At 50.2% G+C, this 16,790-nt stretch carries 16 protein-coding genes; 7 read left to right on the forward strand and 9 right to left on the reverse strand.

Annotation, left to right across the window (positions count from 1 at the left end; genetic code table 11):
* Nucleotides 1-38: 38 nt before the first annotated feature.
* The 6 genes from lpxH to rpsT all read right to left on the reverse strand — a co-directional run bounded on the left by lpxH (nt 39) and on the right by rpsT (nt 6,824).
* Nucleotides 39-746, reverse strand: coding sequence for a UDP-2,3-diacylglucosamine diphosphatase (gene lpxH / locus HMPREF2596_RS08670; protein WP_070850751.1), 708 nt, complete (start codon nt 744-746; stop codon nt 39-41).
* Between the two features lie 156 nt (nt 747-902).
* Nucleotides 903-2,288 (reverse strand): PIG-L deacetylase family protein, encoded by a 1,386-nt coding sequence (locus HMPREF2596_RS08675; protein WP_070850752.1) that lies wholly within the window; start codon nt 2,286-2,288, stop codon nt 903-905.
* Nucleotides 2,289-2,527: 239 nt separating this feature from the next.
* Nucleotides 2,528-4,336 (reverse strand): aspartate--tRNA ligase, encoded by a 1,809-nt coding sequence (gene aspS / locus HMPREF2596_RS08680; RefSeq protein WP_070850753.1) that lies wholly within the window; start codon nt 4,334-4,336, stop codon nt 2,528-2,530.
* Nucleotides 4,337-4,399: 63 nt separating this feature from the next.
* Nucleotides 4,400-5,101 carry a DUF502 domain-containing protein gene (locus HMPREF2596_RS08685; protein WP_070850804.1) on the reverse strand — a complete coding sequence of 234 codons (702 nt, stop codon included), beginning with the start codon at nt 5,099-5,101 and terminating at the stop codon, nt 4,400-4,402.
* 150 nt (nt 5,102-5,251) lie between these two features.
* Nucleotides 5,252-6,391, reverse strand: a complete 1,140-nt coding sequence (locus HMPREF2596_RS08690; protein ID WP_049359903.1) for a phospholipase A — start codon at nt 6,389-6,391, stop codon at nt 5,252-5,254.
* 169 nt (nt 6,392-6,560) lie between these two features.
* Nucleotides 6,561-6,824: a 30S ribosomal protein S20 gene (gene rpsT / locus HMPREF2596_RS08695; protein ID WP_002212556.1), complete on the reverse strand. Its 264-nt coding sequence runs from the start codon at nt 6,822-6,824 to the stop codon at nt 6,561-6,563.
* 308 nt (nt 6,825-7,132) lie between these two features.
* Here rpsT and HMPREF2596_RS08700 point away from each other — a divergent pair, with 308 nt between their 5' ends.
* Nucleotides 7,133-8,275 (forward strand): extracellular solute-binding protein, encoded by a 1,143-nt coding sequence (locus tag HMPREF2596_RS08700; protein ID WP_036492029.1) that lies wholly within the window; start codon nt 7,133-7,135, stop codon nt 8,273-8,275.
* A 70-nt stretch (nt 8,276-8,345) separates the two neighbouring features.
* Here HMPREF2596_RS08700 and HMPREF2596_RS08705 read toward each other — a convergent pair whose 3' ends face one another.
* On the reverse strand, nt 8,346-8,777 hold the full coding sequence (locus tag HMPREF2596_RS08705; protein WP_063076147.1) for an EamA family transporter: 432 nt from the start codon (nt 8,775-8,777) through the stop codon (nt 8,346-8,348).
* Nucleotides 8,778-8,953: 176 nt separating this feature from the next.
* On the opposite strand from HMPREF2596_RS08705, the gene HMPREF2596_RS08710 reads away from it, so the two are divergent.
* Nucleotides 8,954-10,630 carry a formate--tetrahydrofolate ligase gene (locus tag HMPREF2596_RS08710; RefSeq protein ID WP_036492026.1) on the forward strand — a complete coding sequence of 559 codons (1,677 nt, stop codon included), beginning with the start codon at nt 8,954-8,956 and terminating at the stop codon, nt 10,628-10,630.
* A 65-nt stretch (nt 10,631-10,695) separates the two neighbouring features.
* Here HMPREF2596_RS08710 and HMPREF2596_RS08715 read toward each other — a convergent pair whose 3' ends face one another.
* Nucleotides 10,696-11,625 (reverse strand): glycosyltransferase family 2 protein, encoded by a 930-nt coding sequence (locus HMPREF2596_RS08715; protein WP_070850754.1) that lies wholly within the window; start codon nt 11,623-11,625, stop codon nt 10,696-10,698.
* Between the two features lie 126 nt (nt 11,626-11,751).
* Entirely contained in the window at nt 11,752-12,816 is a 1,065-nt protein-coding gene (fba, locus tag HMPREF2596_RS08720) for a class II fructose-bisphosphate aldolase (protein WP_070850756.1), read from the reverse strand.
* Nucleotides 12,817-12,966: 150 nt separating this feature from the next.
* Between fba and HMPREF2596_RS08725 the strand changes: the two genes are divergently transcribed.
* The 5 genes from HMPREF2596_RS08725 to HMPREF2596_RS08745 all read left to right on the forward strand — a co-directional run bounded on the left by HMPREF2596_RS08725 (nt 12,967) and on the right by HMPREF2596_RS08745 (nt 16,765).
* Complete coding sequence (locus tag HMPREF2596_RS08725; protein ID WP_070850757.1) at nt 12,967-13,395, forward strand: acyl-CoA thioesterase; 429 nt, start codon at nt 12,967-12,969, stop codon at nt 13,393-13,395.
* Between the two features lies 1 nt (nt 13,396).
* Entirely contained in the window at nt 13,397-14,293 is an 897-nt protein-coding gene (locus HMPREF2596_RS08730; protein ID WP_070850759.1) for a tyrosine recombinase XerC, read from the forward strand.
* Nucleotides 14,294-14,641: 348 nt separating this feature from the next.
* Nucleotides 14,642-15,565 carry an energy transducer TonB gene (locus tag HMPREF2596_RS08735; protein WP_070850761.1) on the forward strand — a complete coding sequence of 308 codons (924 nt, stop codon included), beginning with the start codon at nt 14,642-14,644 and terminating at the stop codon, nt 15,563-15,565.
* 102 nt (nt 15,566-15,667) lie between these two features.
* Complete coding sequence (locus tag HMPREF2596_RS08740; protein ID WP_049348756.1) at nt 15,668-16,327, forward strand: MotA/TolQ/ExbB proton channel family protein; 660 nt, start codon at nt 15,668-15,670, stop codon at nt 16,325-16,327.
* Nucleotides 16,328-16,330: 3 nt separating this feature from the next.
* Entirely contained in the window at nt 16,331-16,765 is a 435-nt protein-coding gene (locus HMPREF2596_RS08745) for an ExbD/TolR family protein (RefSeq protein WP_070850763.1), read from the forward strand.
* The last annotated feature ends 25 nt before the right edge of the window (nt 16,766-16,790 follow it).

Here is a 16,790-nt window from a genome sequence, read left to right on the forward strand (position 1 = left end):
GAACGATCGGGAAACTGGTTTTCAGACGGCCTGATGTTTTATAAGGCGATAAAACGGTAGCCTTCGGCATCGACTTCGAGAATGGAGGCGTAATTGTCGCGCCAGTCGCCGAGTACGATGCGGGTGTAATCGGCCTTGCGGTGGATGTTTTCGCGGTGGGTATGGCCGTGAATGAGCAGGGGCGTGCGGAAGCGTTGGATGGTTTCGTGGGTAAAGGTTGGATTAACGTCCATGATGTCGGCGGTTTTGTATTGTTTGTCCTGTTTGCTCTGCCTGCGGATTTTGGCAGCGATGTTCAGTCGGAGTGTAAGCGGCAAAAGCAGGAACAGGCGTTGCAGCCATTTTTGATGGACGGTACGGCGGAATTTTTGATAAGAATGATCATCGGTGCAGAGGGTGTCGCCGTGACAGAGTAGGGTGGGTGTGCCGAATAGGTCGATCACGGCGTACTCGGGCAGTAAGGTTATGCCGGTATCGTGGGCGAAGGTTTTGCCGATGAGGAAGTCGCGGTTGCCATGGATAAAATAGCAGGCAACGCCGTGCTTGGTCAGGCCGCGGATGGTTTGCTTGATGGTTTGCACCAAAGGGCTGTTTTCGTCATCGCCGATCCAAAAATCGAAAAGGTCGCCGAGGATGTACACGGCTTGGGCATGGACGGCTTTTTCTTGGATAAATTTTTGGAAGAGAGCGGTCAGCTGAGGATGGGATTCGCTCAGGTGCAAATCGGCGATGAAGTAAATCGGCATGATGATGTGGGGCGTATGGGAAGGGTTTTATTATAACTTGGGTTGTCGCGTTTGGATTTGGGCTTGGTGTTTTTCGTTTGTAATGCGGTGATTTTGTTGTTTTGATTGGATGTGATAAAGGCCGTCTGAAACATCTTTTCAGACGGCCTTTATGGTTTATTGGGCTTTGCCCTGATAGGTGATTTTTTTCAGCGTCTCTTCTTGGTACAGGTCGGTAATAGGGACGCTATAGAAGAATTCGTTGCTGCGGACAAAGCGGTTGACCAAGTCTTTGTCGAGATGGAGGACGTGATGCCGCAGTTTGTTTAGGCCTTTGAATATCATGGTGCTCCAGCGCATATAGCCGTCTGAATTGGGGCGGATATCGTTCATGGCGTCAAGGGCGAGGAGTTTGCGGTTTTGTTCCTCTTTGTCCAAAGGATGGGAATAGATGCTTTGGAAGTAAAACGGCTGTTCGGCAAGCGGCGGCAGGCTGAGGGAAGAGCCTACTTTGCCGATTGGGAAGTCGTCGCTCAGATAATGGATGGTGTGCAAAAACAGATTGCCGCGGCGGTAATCGATTTTACGCAGGGCTTCGATGGCGGCCAGCGTTGTGTGTTGGTGGTCGGGATGCGTGTCAATATTGGGGGAAGGCGACACGATAATGTCCGGCTGGAATGTTTCTATCAGGTAGCCGAGATTGTCCACCAAGCTGTTCCAGGTTGAGCCGGGCTTGAGTTGTTGCGCCAATGGGGAAGTATTGGCATGGCGGAAAATATCGACGTCGGTCGTATCGATTTTGGTCGATTTAATCTCTTTTTCCGGATTTTGGCGCATGGCGGTCAAAGTGCTGTCGAAGTAGCCCAGTTGCAGGATGTTTTCAGACGGCACGCCGGCCAAAAGGGGGACGGTCAGGCTGTTCCAAACGCGCATCCGGCCTTTTTGCAGATATTGGGCCTGAGTGTCGCAGTCGCATGTGCCGTAAAGGTTGCCATAGTGGAAGCTGCCGCCTTCGCTGGCGGTTAAAGTGCAGATCATTGAATTGGCGGCGTGTTTTTCGTACAAACCGTATGCGCTGAGTTCGGCATCGTCGGCATGGGGAGCGAGGACAAGGATTTTTTTGCCGTCGAGGTTTTCACGCGGATAAACGGAAAGTTCGATTTCTTGATCGGCCAAAGTCAGGTATTTGCCTTCTAAACGGACGGTTTTGTCGCTGTCGGAGAAGGTGTCGCTCAGATTGATATAGCGCACGCCTTTTGCGCCGTATTCGAAATATTGCTTCCATTTGCCTTTGGATGAAATGGTTTCGACAAAAGGCAAGAACAATAGTCCCATCCAGTTGGACTTGATACGGATTTTGGCAATGACGGTATCCCGTCCGCTGACAGTGGCGGGCAGGGTCAGGCTGCCGCCTTTGAGGGTTGCATGCGCGGTAGAGGGGAGGGAGGGATAGTTATAGTCTTGGTGTGTGTTATAGGCAAACTGTTTTTTATGAATAATTGAAGTAATAATAAACAACAAAACAAAAAAAGTCAGTATCAGCCCCGTCAGTATCAGAAACATTGTTGGGTTCCTTTATTGTTGTAACAGTCATGATAGTGCTTGTGGAGCTTATTTGTTTGTTTTTCTTACAAACGGTTGTTTTTTATACTCTAACGTCATTAAAGTGAACGTTTAAAATAAAACAATTGATAAGTTGATTATATATAAACGACTAAAATACAGAAAGGCCGTCTGAAAAATTTGAAAGAAATTTCAAATTTTTCAGACGGCCTTGATATTTTAAAGGTTAAGCCGATAAATTATGCTTCTTTTGTTTCAACTGCTTTCTGACGCAGACGCAGGCTCAACTCGCGAAGTTGTTTGTCGTCGACCACATTAGGTGCATTGGTCAGCAGACATTGTGCACGTTGTGTTTTCGGGAAGGCAATCACGTCGCGGATAGATTCGGCACCGGTCATCAGGGTAACCAGACGGTCGAGGCCGAATGCAAGGCCGCCGTGAGGAGGTGCACCGAATTTCAGGTTGTCCAAGAGGAAGCCGAATTTCTCTTGTTGCTCTTCAGGGCTGATTTTCAGAGCGGCAAACACTTTCTCTTGTACGTCTGCACGGTGGATACGGATAGAGCCGCCGCCGATTTCCCAGCCGTTCAATACCATATCGTAGGCGCGGGCCAGGCAGTTTGCAGGGTCGGAAACCATCAGGTCTTCATGACCTTCTTTTGGTGCAGTAAATGGATGGTGTACGGCAACGTAGCGGTCGGCTTCTTCGTCGTATTCGAACATTGGGAAATCGACAACCCACAAAGGTTTCCATTCGTCTACGAAGTAGCCGTTGTCTTTGCCGTGTTCCAATCCGACTTTGATACGCAGTGCGCCGATGGCTTCGTTCACGACTTTGGCTTTGTCTGCGCCGAAGAAGATGATGTCGCCGTTTTGCGCGCCGGTACGCGCAATGATTTCTTTCAGGGCGTTTTCAGACAGGAATTTCACGATTGGAGATTGCAGGCCGCTGTCTTCGCCGTTGGAAAGGTTGCTGACATCGTTTACTTTGATGTACGCCAAACCTTTCGCGCCGTAGATGCCAACAAATTTGGTGTATTCGTCGATTTCTTTGCGACTGAATTTCGCGCCGTTCGGCACGCGCAGTGCAACCACGCGGCCGCCTTTCATGTCGGCTGCGCCACGGAAGACTTTGAATTCTTCCGTTTTCATCAGGTCGGTCAACTCGGTAAATTTCAAGTTGATGCGCATGTCCGGTTTGTCAGAGCCGTAGTAGAACATGGCTTCAGAATAAGGCATGCGTGGGAAGTCGCCCAAATCTACGCCCAATGCGTCTTTGAAGACTTGTTTGGCCATGCCTTCGGTGATGTCCATGATTTCATCCTCGTTCAAGAACGAGGTTTCCAAGTCGATTTGGGTAAATTCAGGTTGACGGTCGGCACGCAAGTCTTCGTCGCGGAAACATTTGGTAATTTGGTAGTAACGGTCGAAACCGGCCACCATCAACAGTTGTTTGAACAATTGTGGAGATTGCGGCAGCGCGAAGAATTCGCCCGGATGAACGCGGCTTGGTACGAGGTAGTCGCGCGCGCCTTCCGGAGTGGAGCGGGTCAGCATCGGTGTTTCAATGTCGATGAAGCCTTGTGCGTCCAAGTAGCGGCGAACGCCCATAGCGACTTGGTAACGCAGGCGCAGGTTGCGTTGCATGGTAGGACGGCGTAAGTCGATAACGCGGTTGGTCAGGCGAACGTTTTCGCTGATGTTTTCATCGTCAATTTGGAACGGAGGTGTAGCGGCAGCGTTCAAGACTTCGATTTCTTTGGCAAGGATTTCGATTTTGCCGGAAATCATTTTGTCGTTGGTTGTACCTTCAGGACGATTGCGTACGCGGCCGGTAATGCTCAAAACGTATTCGTTGCGGGAAGAGTCGGCAGCGGCAAATGCTTCGGGCGTATCGGGGTCAATCACGACTTGAACGATGCCTTCGCGGTCGCGCAGGTCGATAAAAATCACACCGCCGTGGTCGCGTCGGCGGTGTACCCAGCCTTTGACGGTAACGGTTTGGTCTAAGTATTGCTCGCTGATAAGGCCGCAATAGTTGGTACGCATAAAATCACCTTTTTATATTGTTCAATTTGAAAAGAAGGAAAGGCCGTCTGAAAAAAGAAGACCTTAATTGTTGTGTTCGGTATCACCGTCTTTAGACGGTTTTTGGGCGGGCAGGGATTTAACCGGCAAGTCGTCCGGCATCACCATGCCCAGTGAAATCACATATTTCAATGCCTGATCCACGCTCATGTCCAGCTCGCGAACGTCGCTTTTTTTCACCATGATGTAATAGCCGCCGGTCGGGTTGGGCGTGGTTGGGACGTAAACGGAAATATAGTCGTCATCTTGCGGCAGGCTGCCTTTGAGTTTGGCGGGGATATGGCCGGAAACAAAGGCTATCGTCCAAATGCCCGGTTGCGGAAAGGGAACCAGTACGGGGGTTTTGAACGAGCGGCTGCTGTCAGAGAGCAGGGATTCGGAAACTTTTTTAACGCTGGAGTAGATGGATTTGACGACGGGGATACGTCCTAAAAGGCTGTCCCATGCGCCGAGAATCCGTCTGCCCAATACGTTGGCGGCAAATACGCCGGTAACGAACAAGACGACTGTGGCGGCGACGATGCCCAAACCGGGAATGTTGAACCCCCAGAAATGCTGGGGCTGCCAGCTTTCCGGTAATAGGTTGATCAGTCTGTCGGCGGCGGAGATGATGTAGCTCATCGCCCAGATGGTTACGGCAATCGGCAACCAAACCAGCACGCCTGTAATCAGGTATTTCTTTAAAGCCTTGGCGATTTTTCCGCTTTCGGCTGCGGTTTCTGTCATCTTTGTTTCATTCCGGCAAGTTTTGCCCAAACTTTGCATTATACGCGTTTGGACGCTAGGAAACGAGTATTTTAAACGAATGGCTTGTTTTGTTTTATTGTTTCAGACGGCCGCCTTGATTGCAAAGGCCGTCTGAAACAATATGGGGAATCAGATTCCGTCCCAGTCGTTGAACATCAGGCCGAAGCCGATGCCGTTTTGTTTGTGGTTGTAGTCAATCAAGCTTTCGCCGTAGCCGTGGAAGCCGCGGACAACGCCTTTGAGTTTGCCTTTGATGGGGAAAGTATAGGCCGCTTCAACGGCGCCGCGTCCGCTTTTCGGATTGTAACGCAGGACGGAATAAACATTTTGTTTGTCATTGAAGCGGTATTGGACTTTCAAGTCGCCGTAGCCCATGTATTTGTTGATGTCCGGATTGTCGTCGTCATCTCCTTTTTGGTCGAAGGCGCGCATCCAAACTCTAGGAATAACGGTCAGCTTGCCCCATTCCATGCCGGCCATGGCGTAAACCCGGTTCCATGAGCGCGATTCCGGGCGGCTTTGACCGTTGGACTGGTGAACAAAACCTGCGCCGACCATGCGCAGTTTGCCGCCGAAAGGCAGGTCTGCTTTAACGGGTTGGGTAATGAAGATTTCGGGTTCGTAGTCGGTATTGCGGAACGGGGCGGATTTGCGGCCTTGGTTGAAGATTTGCCAGTCGGATTTTTGGGTGTAGCCAAACCATACATCGGCACGGGTTTTGAATAAATCTTCGGCAATCTTGCTTTTGAAAGAAACCTGCATTTTGGTTTCGAGGCGTTTTTGCTCGCTGAATTTTTCCTGTGTGGTTACGCCGCGGCTGGGGGATTCCGGGTAATAGTTGGGGCTGCTGTTGTACCAAACGGGCATGAGGTACATAGGATTATGCTCGCGTACGCTCAATAGGCCGCGCGTGTCGTTTTTATCCAAATCGTACATCAGGCTTAGAGGCGTGTAGCTGTCGGCAGTTTCACTTAATACGTCGTCTGAAATATTCGGGTGGGTAGGATTGTCGAATACAATGGCCGCTTCTTTTTTCTCAATGCTCTTGCGCACGCTTTTTTCGAGGTCAACCGGTGTTTTGGCGGTTTCGGTTTGCGCTTGCGGCAGTGGGGATTGAGGGGGAAGTTGCGCCGAGTAGATGTTGTCGTAACACGCCAAACGGGTGGCGTTGTCTTGAATGGTGGTGCAGTGTAGGGCGGCATCGGCGGCAGCCAGCGGGGCGGCGGCAATGAATCCGATACTTAGGGAATGTTTCAACATCTTGTTCATGAGAGTTTCCGTTGTTTTTCAGACGGCCTGATGAGGGGGTAAATAGGTTTATTTAGTCGGTTTGGGTTGTGAATACGGCAATGCCCCTGAAAGGCAGGACCTCAGGGGCATCGTATCAGCTCGATTCATCCTGTTTTGATTGTCAGGATTTCCGGCATCTGCGTCAGTATTAAGCCAAAGCTTTTACTTTAGCAGACAGACGGCTTTTGTGACGGGCTGCTTTGTTTTTGTGGAATACGCCTTTGTCAGCGATGCGGTCGATGACTTTAACGGATTCTTGGTAAACTGCTTGAGCAGCAGCTTTGTCGCCGGCTTCAACTGCTTTCAGCACTTTTTTCACAGCGGTACGGAATGCAGTACGCAGGCTGGCGTTGTGGGCGCGTTGTTTAACCGACTGGCGGGCACGTTTGCGGGCTTGTGCGCTGTTTGCCATATTGAATATCTCCTGAAAAATAAATTCTGTAAACGCGCAATTTTAAAGACAGATTTCCTTGTGTGCAAGCTTTTTCTCTATAAACGCGCGCAAATCAGCCGTATTTTGCCCAAAAACGACAGCCGGTGCAACGCTTTTGGTAAAAAGATAGTGTTGCTTTGCCTTATTTCAATAAAAATCAGATGGATATTGCTTTGCGTTTGCTTACGTTTCCATTACAATAGCCTAACTCTGCGCCGGGGTGTTTATGGGGTGCAGGGTTTCTTATTTATTGACATTAACCACTCTTTCATCAGGAATCTGCCCGTATGAAAAAATCTGTATTAGCCGTATTGGCCGCATTGTCTTTGGCCGCGTGCGGCGGTGGCGAGAAAAAAGCCGAGCAACCTCAAGCAGGCAGCGCGCCTGCTGCCAATGCCGAAGCAGCCGCCACCGATACTCTGAATATCTACAACTGGTCAAACTACGTTGACGAAAGTACAGTCGAAGACTTCAAAAAAGCCAATAATTTGAAGCTGACTTACGATTTGTATGAAAACAACGAAACGCTGGAAGCCAAAATGCTGACCGGCAAATCCGGCTATGACTTGGTTGTGCCCGGTATTGCCTTCCTGCCGCGCCAAATTGAGGCGGGTGCATACCAAAAAATCAATAAGGATCTGATTCCGAACTACAAAAACATCGACCCTGAATTGCTGAAGATGTTGGAAACTGCCGATCCGGGCAATCAATACGCCGTTCCATACTTCTCAGGTGTGAATACGATCGCGATTACGGCGAAGGGCAAGGAGCTTTTGGGCGGGAAATTGCCTGAAAACGGCTGGGATTTGCTGTTCAAACCTGAATACACCAACAAGCTGAAATCTTGCGGCATTGCTTTGTGGGATACCCCGAGCGAAATGTTCCCAATCTTGTTGAACTACTTGGGTAAAGATCCTAAAGGCTCGAATCCTGAAGATTTGAAAGCGGCGGCGGAAGTGTTGAAGTCTATCCGTCCTGATGTAAAACGTTTCAGCCCTTCCATCATTGACGAACTGGCGCGCGGCGATATCTGCTTGGCGGCAGGTAACGGCGGCGACTTGAACTTGGCCAAAGCGCGTTCCGAAGAAGTGAAAAACAACGTCGGCATCGAAGTGTTGACGCCGAAAGGCATGGGCTTCTGGATTGAATCTTGGCTGATTCCGGCCGATGCGAAAAACATCGCCAATGCTCACAAATACATCAACTACACGCTTGATCCCGAAGTGGCTGCGAAAAACGGTATTGCCGTAACCTTCGCGCCGGCCAGCAAACCTGCACGCGAAAAAATGCCTGCCGAGCTGGTGAACACTCGCTCTATTTTCCCGAACGAGCAAGACATGAAAGACGGTTTCGTGATGCCTCAAATGAGCGCAGATGCGAAAAAACTGTCTGTCAATTTGTGGCAAAAAATCAAAGTCGGTTCAAATTAATTGTGAGCTGATTATTTGAAGCAAAGGCCGTCTGAAATTTTTCAGACGGCCTTTTATGATGTCCCAATTTTTATCGTTTCAAAGCCAAAGTCAATACGCCTGCGGTTACCAAGCCTAAGCCTACCCATTCCTGCGTGCTCGGGCGTTCGTCTAAGAAAACGACGGCCATCAGGGCGACCAAGACCAGGCTGAATTTGTCGACGGGGGCAACTTGCGAGGCGTTGCCCAGTTGCAGGGCTTTGAAGTAGGCGAGCCAGGATGCGCCGGTAGCGAGGCCGGATAGGATGAGGAATGTCCAGTTGCGGCCGGTAAAGCCGTTCACACCCTGCCATTTGCCGGTGTAGGTTAAAAACAATACCAAAGCGGCGAGGATGACCAAGGTGCGGATAAAGGTGGCAAAATCGGAATCTATCCCTTGTAAACCCATTTTGGCGAAGATGGCGGTCAATGAGGCGAAACCTGCCGATGCCAATGCCCAAAACAGCCATGCGTTGCTGCTCATGTTTTTTCCTTTTATTTTGAATTGTTGACAATATGAATCCGCTTGTTGATGAAATATCGAAATTTTCACTGCGGTTTATTCTTGGAAAACGTTATAATAGAACGAATATTCTTTTTCTTCCAGCCGTCTCTTGAGATTGTTTCAGACGGTCTTCCCTCACTCAATAAAGGAAAATCATGAGCTTCAAAACCGATGCTGAAATTGCCCAGTCTTCCACCATGCGCCCGATTGGTGAAATTGCCGCCAAGCTGGGTTTGAACGTTGACAACATCGAGCCCTATGGCCATTACAAAGCCAAAATCAATCCTGCCGAAGCATTCAAGCTGCCGCAAAAACAAGGCCGTCTGATTTTGGTTACCGCCATTAATCCGACTCCTGCGGGTGAGGGTAAAACCACCGTGACCATCGGTTTGGCGGATGCTTTGCGCCATATCGGTAAAGATTCTGTTATCGCCCTGCGCGAGCCTTCTTTGGGTCCGGTGTTTGGTGTTAAAGGCGGTGCGGCGGGCGGCGGCTATGCCCAAGTTTTGCCGATGGAAGACATCAACCTGCACTTCACCGGCGACTTCCACGCCATCGGCGCGGCGAATAACTTGCTCGCCGCCATGCTCGACAACCATATCTATCAAGGCAACGAGTTGAACATCGATCCGAAACGCGTGCTGTGGCGTCGCGTGGTCGATATGAACGACCGTCAGTTGCGCAACATCATCGACGGCATGGGCAAACCTGTTGACGGCGTGATGCGTCCTGACGGTTTCGACATTACCGTTGCGTCCGAAGTGATGGCGGTATTCTGTCTTGCTAAAGACATCAGCGATTTGAAAGAGCGTTTGGGCAACATCCTTGTCGCCTATGCCAAAGACGGCAGCCCCGTTTACGCCAAAGATTTGAAAGCGAATGGCGCGATGGCGGCATTGCTCAAAGATGCGATTAAGCCTAACTTGGTACAAACCATCGAAGGTACGCCGGCCTTTGTACACGGCGGCCCGTTTGCCAACATCGCCCACGGCTGCAACTCCGTTACCGCCACCCGACTGGCGAAACACCTTGCCGATTACGCCGTAACCGAAGCAGGCTTCGGCGCGGATTTGGGTGCGGAAAAATTCTGCGACATCAAATGCCGTCTGGCGGATTTGAAACCTGATGCGGCTGTCGTCGTCGCCACCGTCCGCGCCTTGAAATACAACGGCGGCGTGGAACGTGCCAACCTCGGCGAAGAAAACCTCGACGCTTTGGCAAAAGGTCTGCCTAATCTCTTGAAACACATTTCCAACCTGAAAAACGTATTCGGCCTGCCTGTAGTGGTTGCCATCAACCGCTTCGTGTCCGACTCCGATGCCGAGTTGGCCATGATTGAAAAAGCCTGTGCGGAACACGGCGTCGAAGTTTCCCTGACCGAAGTATGGGGTAAAGGCGGCGCGGGCGGCGCGGATTTGGCGCACAAAGTCGTCAACGCCATCGAAAATCAACCGAATAACTTCGGCTTCGCCTATGATGTCGAATTGAGCATCAAAGACAAAATCCGTGCGATTGCCCAAAAAGTGTACGGCGCGGAAGATGTTGATTTCAGCGCGGAAGCGTCTGCCGAAATCGCTTCACTGGAAAAACTGGGCTTGGACAAAATGCCGATCTGCATGGCGAAAACCCAATATTCTTTGAGCGACAACGCCAAATTGTTGGGTTGCCCCGAAGGCTTCCGCATCACTGTGCGCGGTATTACTGTTTCCGCCGGCGCTGGCTTTATCGTTGCGTTGTGCGGCAATATGATGAAAATGCCGGGTCTGCCGAAAGTTCCGGCTGCTGAGAAAATCGATGTGGACGCAGACGGCGTGATTCACGGCTTGTTCTGATTTGGATTGATCTTGAAATAGACAAAGGCCGTCTGAAACTTGGGTTTCAGACGGCCTTTTATGATTTAAGTGAATTTTAACTGACTTTTTAAGAAATTGAAGAACTTGTCTATCATGTCGAACATGGTATTGCGGTCTTCGCCAAACAATGAAATGCTACGGTCTTTGCTGATTCTGTCATAGGCGGCAAAAATGGTTTTCAGCTCTTCAGTGGTCAAGCGCAGTTGCTTTTCGTACAAGATGCGGCTTAAGAGCGTTACTTCCGTCGCGTTCAAATCAGGGAAGAGATGACTGATCCACAACTCCATGGTGTATTGGACGGATCTGCTGATTTTGTCTCTTTTTTTGCTTTCTTGAGTTTGGTGTATCCTGTAAAACAACAAAGGTTCGGGCAGGTTGGCAAAGGTTTTGCCATGTAGGGCGCATTGCACCCACATATGGAAATCGGGCGCGGTTTCCGTTGCGGTGTAGTTTATCCCGAGGTTTTTAATGCTGTCGTGCCGCCACATGGTGGTGGGGTTGAACATATTTTGAGCGGCCCTGGAGAAAAAGGCTTTAATGTCTTTGTCGAGCAAGGGCAGATCGCTTAAAACGGGTTCTCTTCCGGTTTGGTCGTCGAAAAAGATGGTGGCTTGGCTGCCGACAATATCGATTTCGGGATGGCTGTCTAAAAACTGAATTTGTTTTTCAAAACGATCCAGGGTGCAGATATCGTCCGCGTCCATCCGCGCCACGTATTCAACCTCTACATCTTTGAGCATATCCATGGCAAATTGGCAGACAAACGGCTCGCCCCTGTTTTCCGGAAGGTGGAACACCTGCAAACGTGAATCTCTGGCTGCGTAAGCCTCGAGGATTTCGCCGGTTTTGTCTTTTGAGGCATCGTTGACGGCGATGACGAAAAAGTCGCGGAATGTTTGATTCAATACCGAATCCAAGCATTCGGGCAAATAAGCTTCGGCACAATAGGCCGGCAAAATAACGGCGAGTTTCATGTTTGCTTTCGATGTGTTTTGATGGGTAGTCGGGGGGGATTTTACTATAAGTTTCCAAAAGCCAAGGCCGTCTGAAACCTTATTGCCAAGTTTTCAGACGGCCTTAGTATCAATCCGATGTACAGATTATTTGATGATTTGGTTCAATTCGCCTTTGGCGTATTTGTTTGCCATTTTTTCCAAAGAAATCGGTTTGATTTTGTCGGCTTGGCCTTCGCAACCGAATGCGAGGTAGCGGTCAAGACAGATTTGTTTCATGGCTTCGATGGTTTTGCTTAGGTATTTGCGTGGGTCGAATTCGGATGGGTTTTCTGCCATGAAGCGGCGGATGGCGCCGGTAGAGGCGAGGCGCAAGTCGGTGTCGATGTTGACTTTGCGCACGCCGTGTTTGATGCCTTCGACGATTTCTTCTACGGGTACGCCGTAGGTTTCACCGATTTTGCCGCCGTATTCGTTGATGACTTTCAGCCATTCTTGCGGAACGGAGCTGGAGCCGTGCATCACGATGTGGGTGTTGGGCAGGGCTTGGTGGATTTCTTTGATGCGGTCGATACGCAATACGTCGCCTGTGGGCGGACGGGTGAATTTGTATGCGCCGTGGCTGGTGCCGACGGCGATAGCCAATGCGTCAACGCCGGTATCTTTAACGAAACGTACGGCATCTTCAACGCTGGTCAGCATTTGGTCGTGGGAAAGTTTGCCCACTGCGCCTACGCCGTCTTCTTCGCCGGCTTCGCCGGTTTCGAGGTTGCCCAATACGCCGATTTCGCCTTCAACGGACACGCCGCAGGCGTGGGAGAAGTTAACCACGGTACGGGTAGCGTTGACGTTGTATTCGTAGGTGGACGGAGTTTTGCCGTCTTCGAGCAGCGAGCCGTCCATCATCACGGAGGAGAAACCCAGTTGGATGGAGCGTTGGCATACATCAGGAGATGCGCCGTGGTCTTGGTGCATTACGACGGGGATGTGCGGGAATTCTTCGACTGCGGCCAAAATCAGATGGCGTAGGAATGGGGCACCTGCGTATTTGCGTGCGCCTGCGGATGCTTGAACGATAACGGGGGCGTTGACTTGGTCGGCCGCCTCCATAATGGCACGCATTTGTTCGAGGTTGTTAACGTTGAATGCGGGCAGACCGTAGCTGTTTTCGGCGGCATGGTCCAACAGTTGGCGCATGGATACGAGTGCCATGAGAAGCTCCTGAAGTAGTGAAGGGTAAATTTATCCGATAAATTATAATGTTTTTTGCCATGAAAAACTACAAGCCGCTACATTGTTTTTATATATTAACGAACAGGGTCTCGGTTTATAATGGCAGAGTATTGAAAACGGGTGTGCAAAATGGATAGGATTTCGGTGGTCGAATGTGATAAGCCTTTGTTTCAGACGGCCTTGACGGTGCAGGTGGGCGATGTGAACTATGGTGGCCATTTGGCGAACGATGCGGTGTTGCGTTTGTGCCATGAAGTGAGGATGCGTTGGCTGGCGAAGCTGGGTTGGAGTGAAATGGATGCCGGAGGGGCTGGCCTGATTATGACGGATGCGGCGGTGCAGTATTTGGCGCAAGGTCATCATGGCGATGAGCTGTCGGTAGAAATGGGGGCAGCAGGCGTGGTCGGTGTGGGTTTTTCTTTGCTGTACCGTATCCGCAGGATTTCAGACGGCCTTGTGCTGGCGAAAGTACAGACAGGCATGGTGTGTTTTGATTATGGCAAACAACGCGTCTGCCGTCTGCCTTCGGCCTTGAAAGCAGCATTGGAGGCCGTCTGAAATGGCGGAATCAAATCATTTTGCGCTTCATCTTGAGCGCTATCTGAAAACCTTGTCGCAACAAGGCAAGTCGCAGCATACCGTTTCCGCTTATCGGCGCGATTTGAGTGAATTGATGCGCCTGTTGCCCGATAATCTGAAAAACGGCCTGCCGATGCGCCGTGATTTTGTGGCGGCATTGAAAAAACTGTCGCAAAAGGGTTTAAGCGAAAGCAGCTTGGCGCGGAAATTGTCGGCGTGGCGGCAGTATTGCAGTTGGCTGGTGCAGATAGAAGTCATGGAAAGCGACCCGACATTCAATATGAAAGCGCCACGCTTGCCCGAGCGCCTGCCCAAAGCGCTGCCGCAAGAACCTTTAAACCATATCCTTGACCATGCGCCGGTTGATGACGAGTTGGATGTACGCGATAAGGCCATGTTTGAATTGATGTATGGTAGCGGTTTGCGCCTGAGCGAGATACAAGGGTTGAATCTGGACGGTATCGTCTTGGACGAAGGCTGGGTCAGCGTGAATGGTAAAGGCGGCAAGCAGCGGCAAGTGCCTTTGGTGGGCAAAAGCATTGCGGCATTGCGCGATTATCTGGCAGTACGTATTGCCAAAGAGGGCGAGCAGGCCTTGTTTACCAATAAAAACGGTGGCAGGCTGGGGCAGCGTCAAATCCAAAAACGCCTGCAGGCGTGGGCGGTGCGTGTGGGCAGTGCCAGCCATATCTCGCCGCACATGATGCGCCACAGCTACGCCACCCATCTTTTGCAGGCATCGGGCGATATCCGCGCTGTGCAGGAATTGTTGGGGCACAGCAATCTTTCCGCTACGCAAGTTTATACCAAGCTGGACTTTGACCATTTGGCGCGCGTTTATGATGAGGCGCATCCAAGGGCGAAACGGAAAAAATAATTTTGTTTGAATCAGGCCGTCTGAAGAGCGTTTTCAGACGGCCTGATGTTTTATGGATAAAAAATACAGATGATTTGAAACCATTTGAATTTTTATCGGTCTGATGAGGTTTCGATATTGGCTTAATGTGCGGATAGCATAAACGCTGGAAGAATAGGCTGTTTGTCTTACCGCTTATCTTTCAAAACGACCTTTTGTTTGATAATATTAGTAATGAGAGCTAATATCATATTATGATATGCGACCTTTAAAAAGCAGGTCTATAAACTTTTTATATAAGCATTACTGCTTATTTTGACTGTAAAACGACTTGCAAACGGGAATTGTTGCTATTAACATAACGGAATTATGGATAAAAAACGAATTTTAACTCCAGCCGTCGTGACTTCCGTTGCGTTGATCCACGTCGGCTTGGTTGCACTTTTATGGCACGCGCACAAACCGCCTCCTGTCGAAATGGCGAATATTGAATTTGTCGATTTGGGCGATTTCGGCGGAGGCGACGGCAGCCCTGAGGGCGAAGGCGCACCTGCTGCACCGGAGCCTACCCCCGAACAGCCGAAACCCAAACCTAAACCTAAGCCTGTCGAACCGCCCAAGCCTGTTATCAAACCTGTGGTAACGAAAAAAGAAAAAGCGGATATCGTACAGCAAAAGGAAAAACCGAAACCTATCGAGAAACCTAAGCCCGAGCCTAAGCCGGAACCCAAACCTGAGCCGAAGCCCGAGCCAAAACCTGAACCGAAACCAGAGCCGAAGGCAGAGCCTAAACCATCTCCCAAAGCATCTGAATACTCAGGCAACAAAACCGGGCCGAATACTGCTGAAAACGGTAAAGGCAGCGGCGAAGGCAAAGCCTTGAACGGAGAAGGTAAAGGCAACGGCGGCGGTACGAAAGGTACTGGCAGCGGACGCGGCGAAGGCAGCGGCTCCGGCAGCGGCGGTGCAAAAGGCGAACATGGCTCCGGCACCGGTGGTGACGGAGGTGGCAGCGGTACAGGTGCCGGCAGCAGTAAAGGCAATCCTGCAAAAGGAACCTGCCATATTCCGAGACCCCCATATCCGACAATGTCAACTGAAAATGGCGAAGAGGGCTTGGTCGTGCTGAAAGTCTTGGTTGGTCCGGGCGGTAAAGTGGATTCAATTAGTGTGAATAAGTCAAGTGGTTATAGTCGTCTGGATAATGCGGCGCGTAAAGCCGTTAAGGATGGCAGTTGCCATGCAAGTGTTTGGACTGAATTTAAAGTACCTGTCAAATTCACGCTCGAATAAGCATCCAGGCACAAGCTGATGGATTAGAAAATATATGCTATTGGGAAATGGTTTTAAATGACCTGATAGAAATTTTAATTTTATTTTTAACTTGGAAAAATTATGGATTTAAGTTTAGTTTTCAAATCAGGTGATGTGGTACTGATTGGTGTATTTGTCCTGATGTTGTTGATGAGCGTGGTAACGTGGAGCGTTATCGTGATCCGCTGCATCAAATACCGCAAAGCGAAAAAAGGCAATGCACAGGTAAAAGAGCTGATGTTGAATGCGTTTACGCTGGCCGATGCCGTACAGAAAGCCAAAGCGGTAGAAGCACCGATGAGCCGCGTTGCCGATGAATCTCTGCGCGCATACCAAAACTACCGTCAAACAACGAGCAAATCGCTGATTGACGAATTGCCTTTGAACGAATACTTGGTCGTTCATATCCGCAACAGCATGTCCCAAACCATGCGCCAGTTTGACTACGGTATGACTGCTTTGGCCTCTATCGGCGCAACTGCTCCGTTTATCGGCCTGCTGGGTACTGTTTGGGGTATTTATCATGCCCTGATCGGCATCAGCGAAAGCGGTCAAATGAGCATTGCCGCGGTAGCCGGTCCGATTGGTGAGGCTTTGGTATCGACTGCTGTCGGCTTGTTTGTAGCGATTCCAGCTGTATTGGCGTACAACTTCCTCAATCGCGGTACAAAAACCATCGCGCAAGATATGGACGCATTTGCACATGACCTGCATGTCCGCCTGCTGAACCAAAAGGATTAAACCATGGCTTTCGGATCAATGAATTCCGGCGATGATGCGCCGATGTCGGATATCAACGTGACACCTTTGGTGGACGTGATGCTGGTGTTGCTGATTGTATTTATGATTACCATGCCGGTGCTGACCCACTCGATTCCTTTGGAGTTGCCGACTGCTTCGGAAAAAGCGGCGAAAGAGGATAAGCAGCCTAAAGATCCTTTGCGTTTGAGCATTGATGCCAGTGGTGCTTATGTTGTTGGCGGCGATTCTGATGCCAAAGTGGATTTGGCAACGGTAACTGCCAAGCTGAAAGAAGCCAAAGCGAAAAACGAAGATGTGATTGTGGCGATTGCGGCGGATAAAGCGGTTGAATACGATTACGTCAACCAAGCCCTGCAAGCGGCGCGCGAAGCCGGTATCAGCAAAATCGGTTTTGTAACGGAAACCAAAGCGCAATAATCTTTTGAATACAGTCAAGGCCGTC

Origin of the sequence: Neisseria sp. HMSC078C12, from assembly GCF_001838065.1 — a bacterium.
Taxonomy (GTDB): Bacteria; Pseudomonadota; Gammaproteobacteria; order Burkholderiales; family Neisseriaceae; genus Neisseria.

Bases quoted from the DNA above. Each gene is read 5' to 3' on its own strand.
- lpxH (WP_070850751.1), bottom strand. From the start codon at position 746: ATGCCGATTTACTTCATCGCCGATTTGCACCTGAGCGAATCCCATCCT.
- HMPREF2596_RS08675 (WP_070850752.1), bottom strand. From the start codon at position 2,288: ATGTTTCTGATACTGACGGGGCTGATACTGACTTTTTTTGTTTTGTTG.
- aspS (WP_070850753.1), bottom strand. From the start codon at position 4,336: ATGCGTACCAACTATTGCGGCCTTATCAGCGAGCAATACTTAGACCAA.
- HMPREF2596_RS08685 (WP_070850804.1), bottom strand. From the start codon at position 5,101: ATGACAGAAACCGCAGCCGAAAGCGGAAAAATCGCCAAGGCTTTAAAG.
- HMPREF2596_RS08690 (WP_049359903.1), bottom strand. From the start codon at position 6,391: ATGAACAAGATGTTGAAACATTCCCTAAGTATCGGATTCATTGCCGCC.
- rpsT (WP_002212556.1), bottom strand. From the start codon at position 6,824: ATGGCAAACAGCGCACAAGCCCGCAAACGTGCCCGCCAGTCGGTTAAA.
- HMPREF2596_RS08700 (WP_036492029.1), top strand. From the start codon at position 7,133: ATGAAAAAATCTGTATTAGCCGTATTGGCCGCATTGTCTTTGGCCGCG.
- HMPREF2596_RS08705 (WP_063076147.1), bottom strand. From the start codon at position 8,777: ATGAGCAGCAACGCATGGCTGTTTTGGGCATTGGCATCGGCAGGTTTC.
- HMPREF2596_RS08710 (WP_036492026.1), top strand. From the start codon at position 8,954: ATGAGCTTCAAAACCGATGCTGAAATTGCCCAGTCTTCCACCATGCGC.
- HMPREF2596_RS08715 (WP_070850754.1), bottom strand. From the start codon at position 11,625: ATGAAACTCGCCGTTATTTTGCCGGCCTATTGTGCCGAAGCTTATTTG.
- fba (WP_070850756.1), bottom strand. From the start codon at position 12,816: ATGGCACTCGTATCCATGCGCCAACTGTTGGACCATGCCGCCGAAAAC.
- HMPREF2596_RS08725 (WP_070850757.1), top strand. From the start codon at position 12,967: ATGGATAGGATTTCGGTGGTCGAATGTGATAAGCCTTTGTTTCAGACG.
- HMPREF2596_RS08730 (WP_070850759.1), top strand. From the start codon at position 13,397: ATGGCGGAATCAAATCATTTTGCGCTTCATCTTGAGCGCTATCTGAAA.
- HMPREF2596_RS08735 (WP_070850761.1), top strand. From the start codon at position 14,642: ATGGATAAAAAACGAATTTTAACTCCAGCCGTCGTGACTTCCGTTGCG.
- HMPREF2596_RS08740 (WP_049348756.1), top strand. From the start codon at position 15,668: ATGGATTTAAGTTTAGTTTTCAAATCAGGTGATGTGGTACTGATTGGT.
- HMPREF2596_RS08745 (WP_070850763.1), top strand. From the start codon at position 16,331: ATGGCTTTCGGATCAATGAATTCCGGCGATGATGCGCCGATGTCGGAT.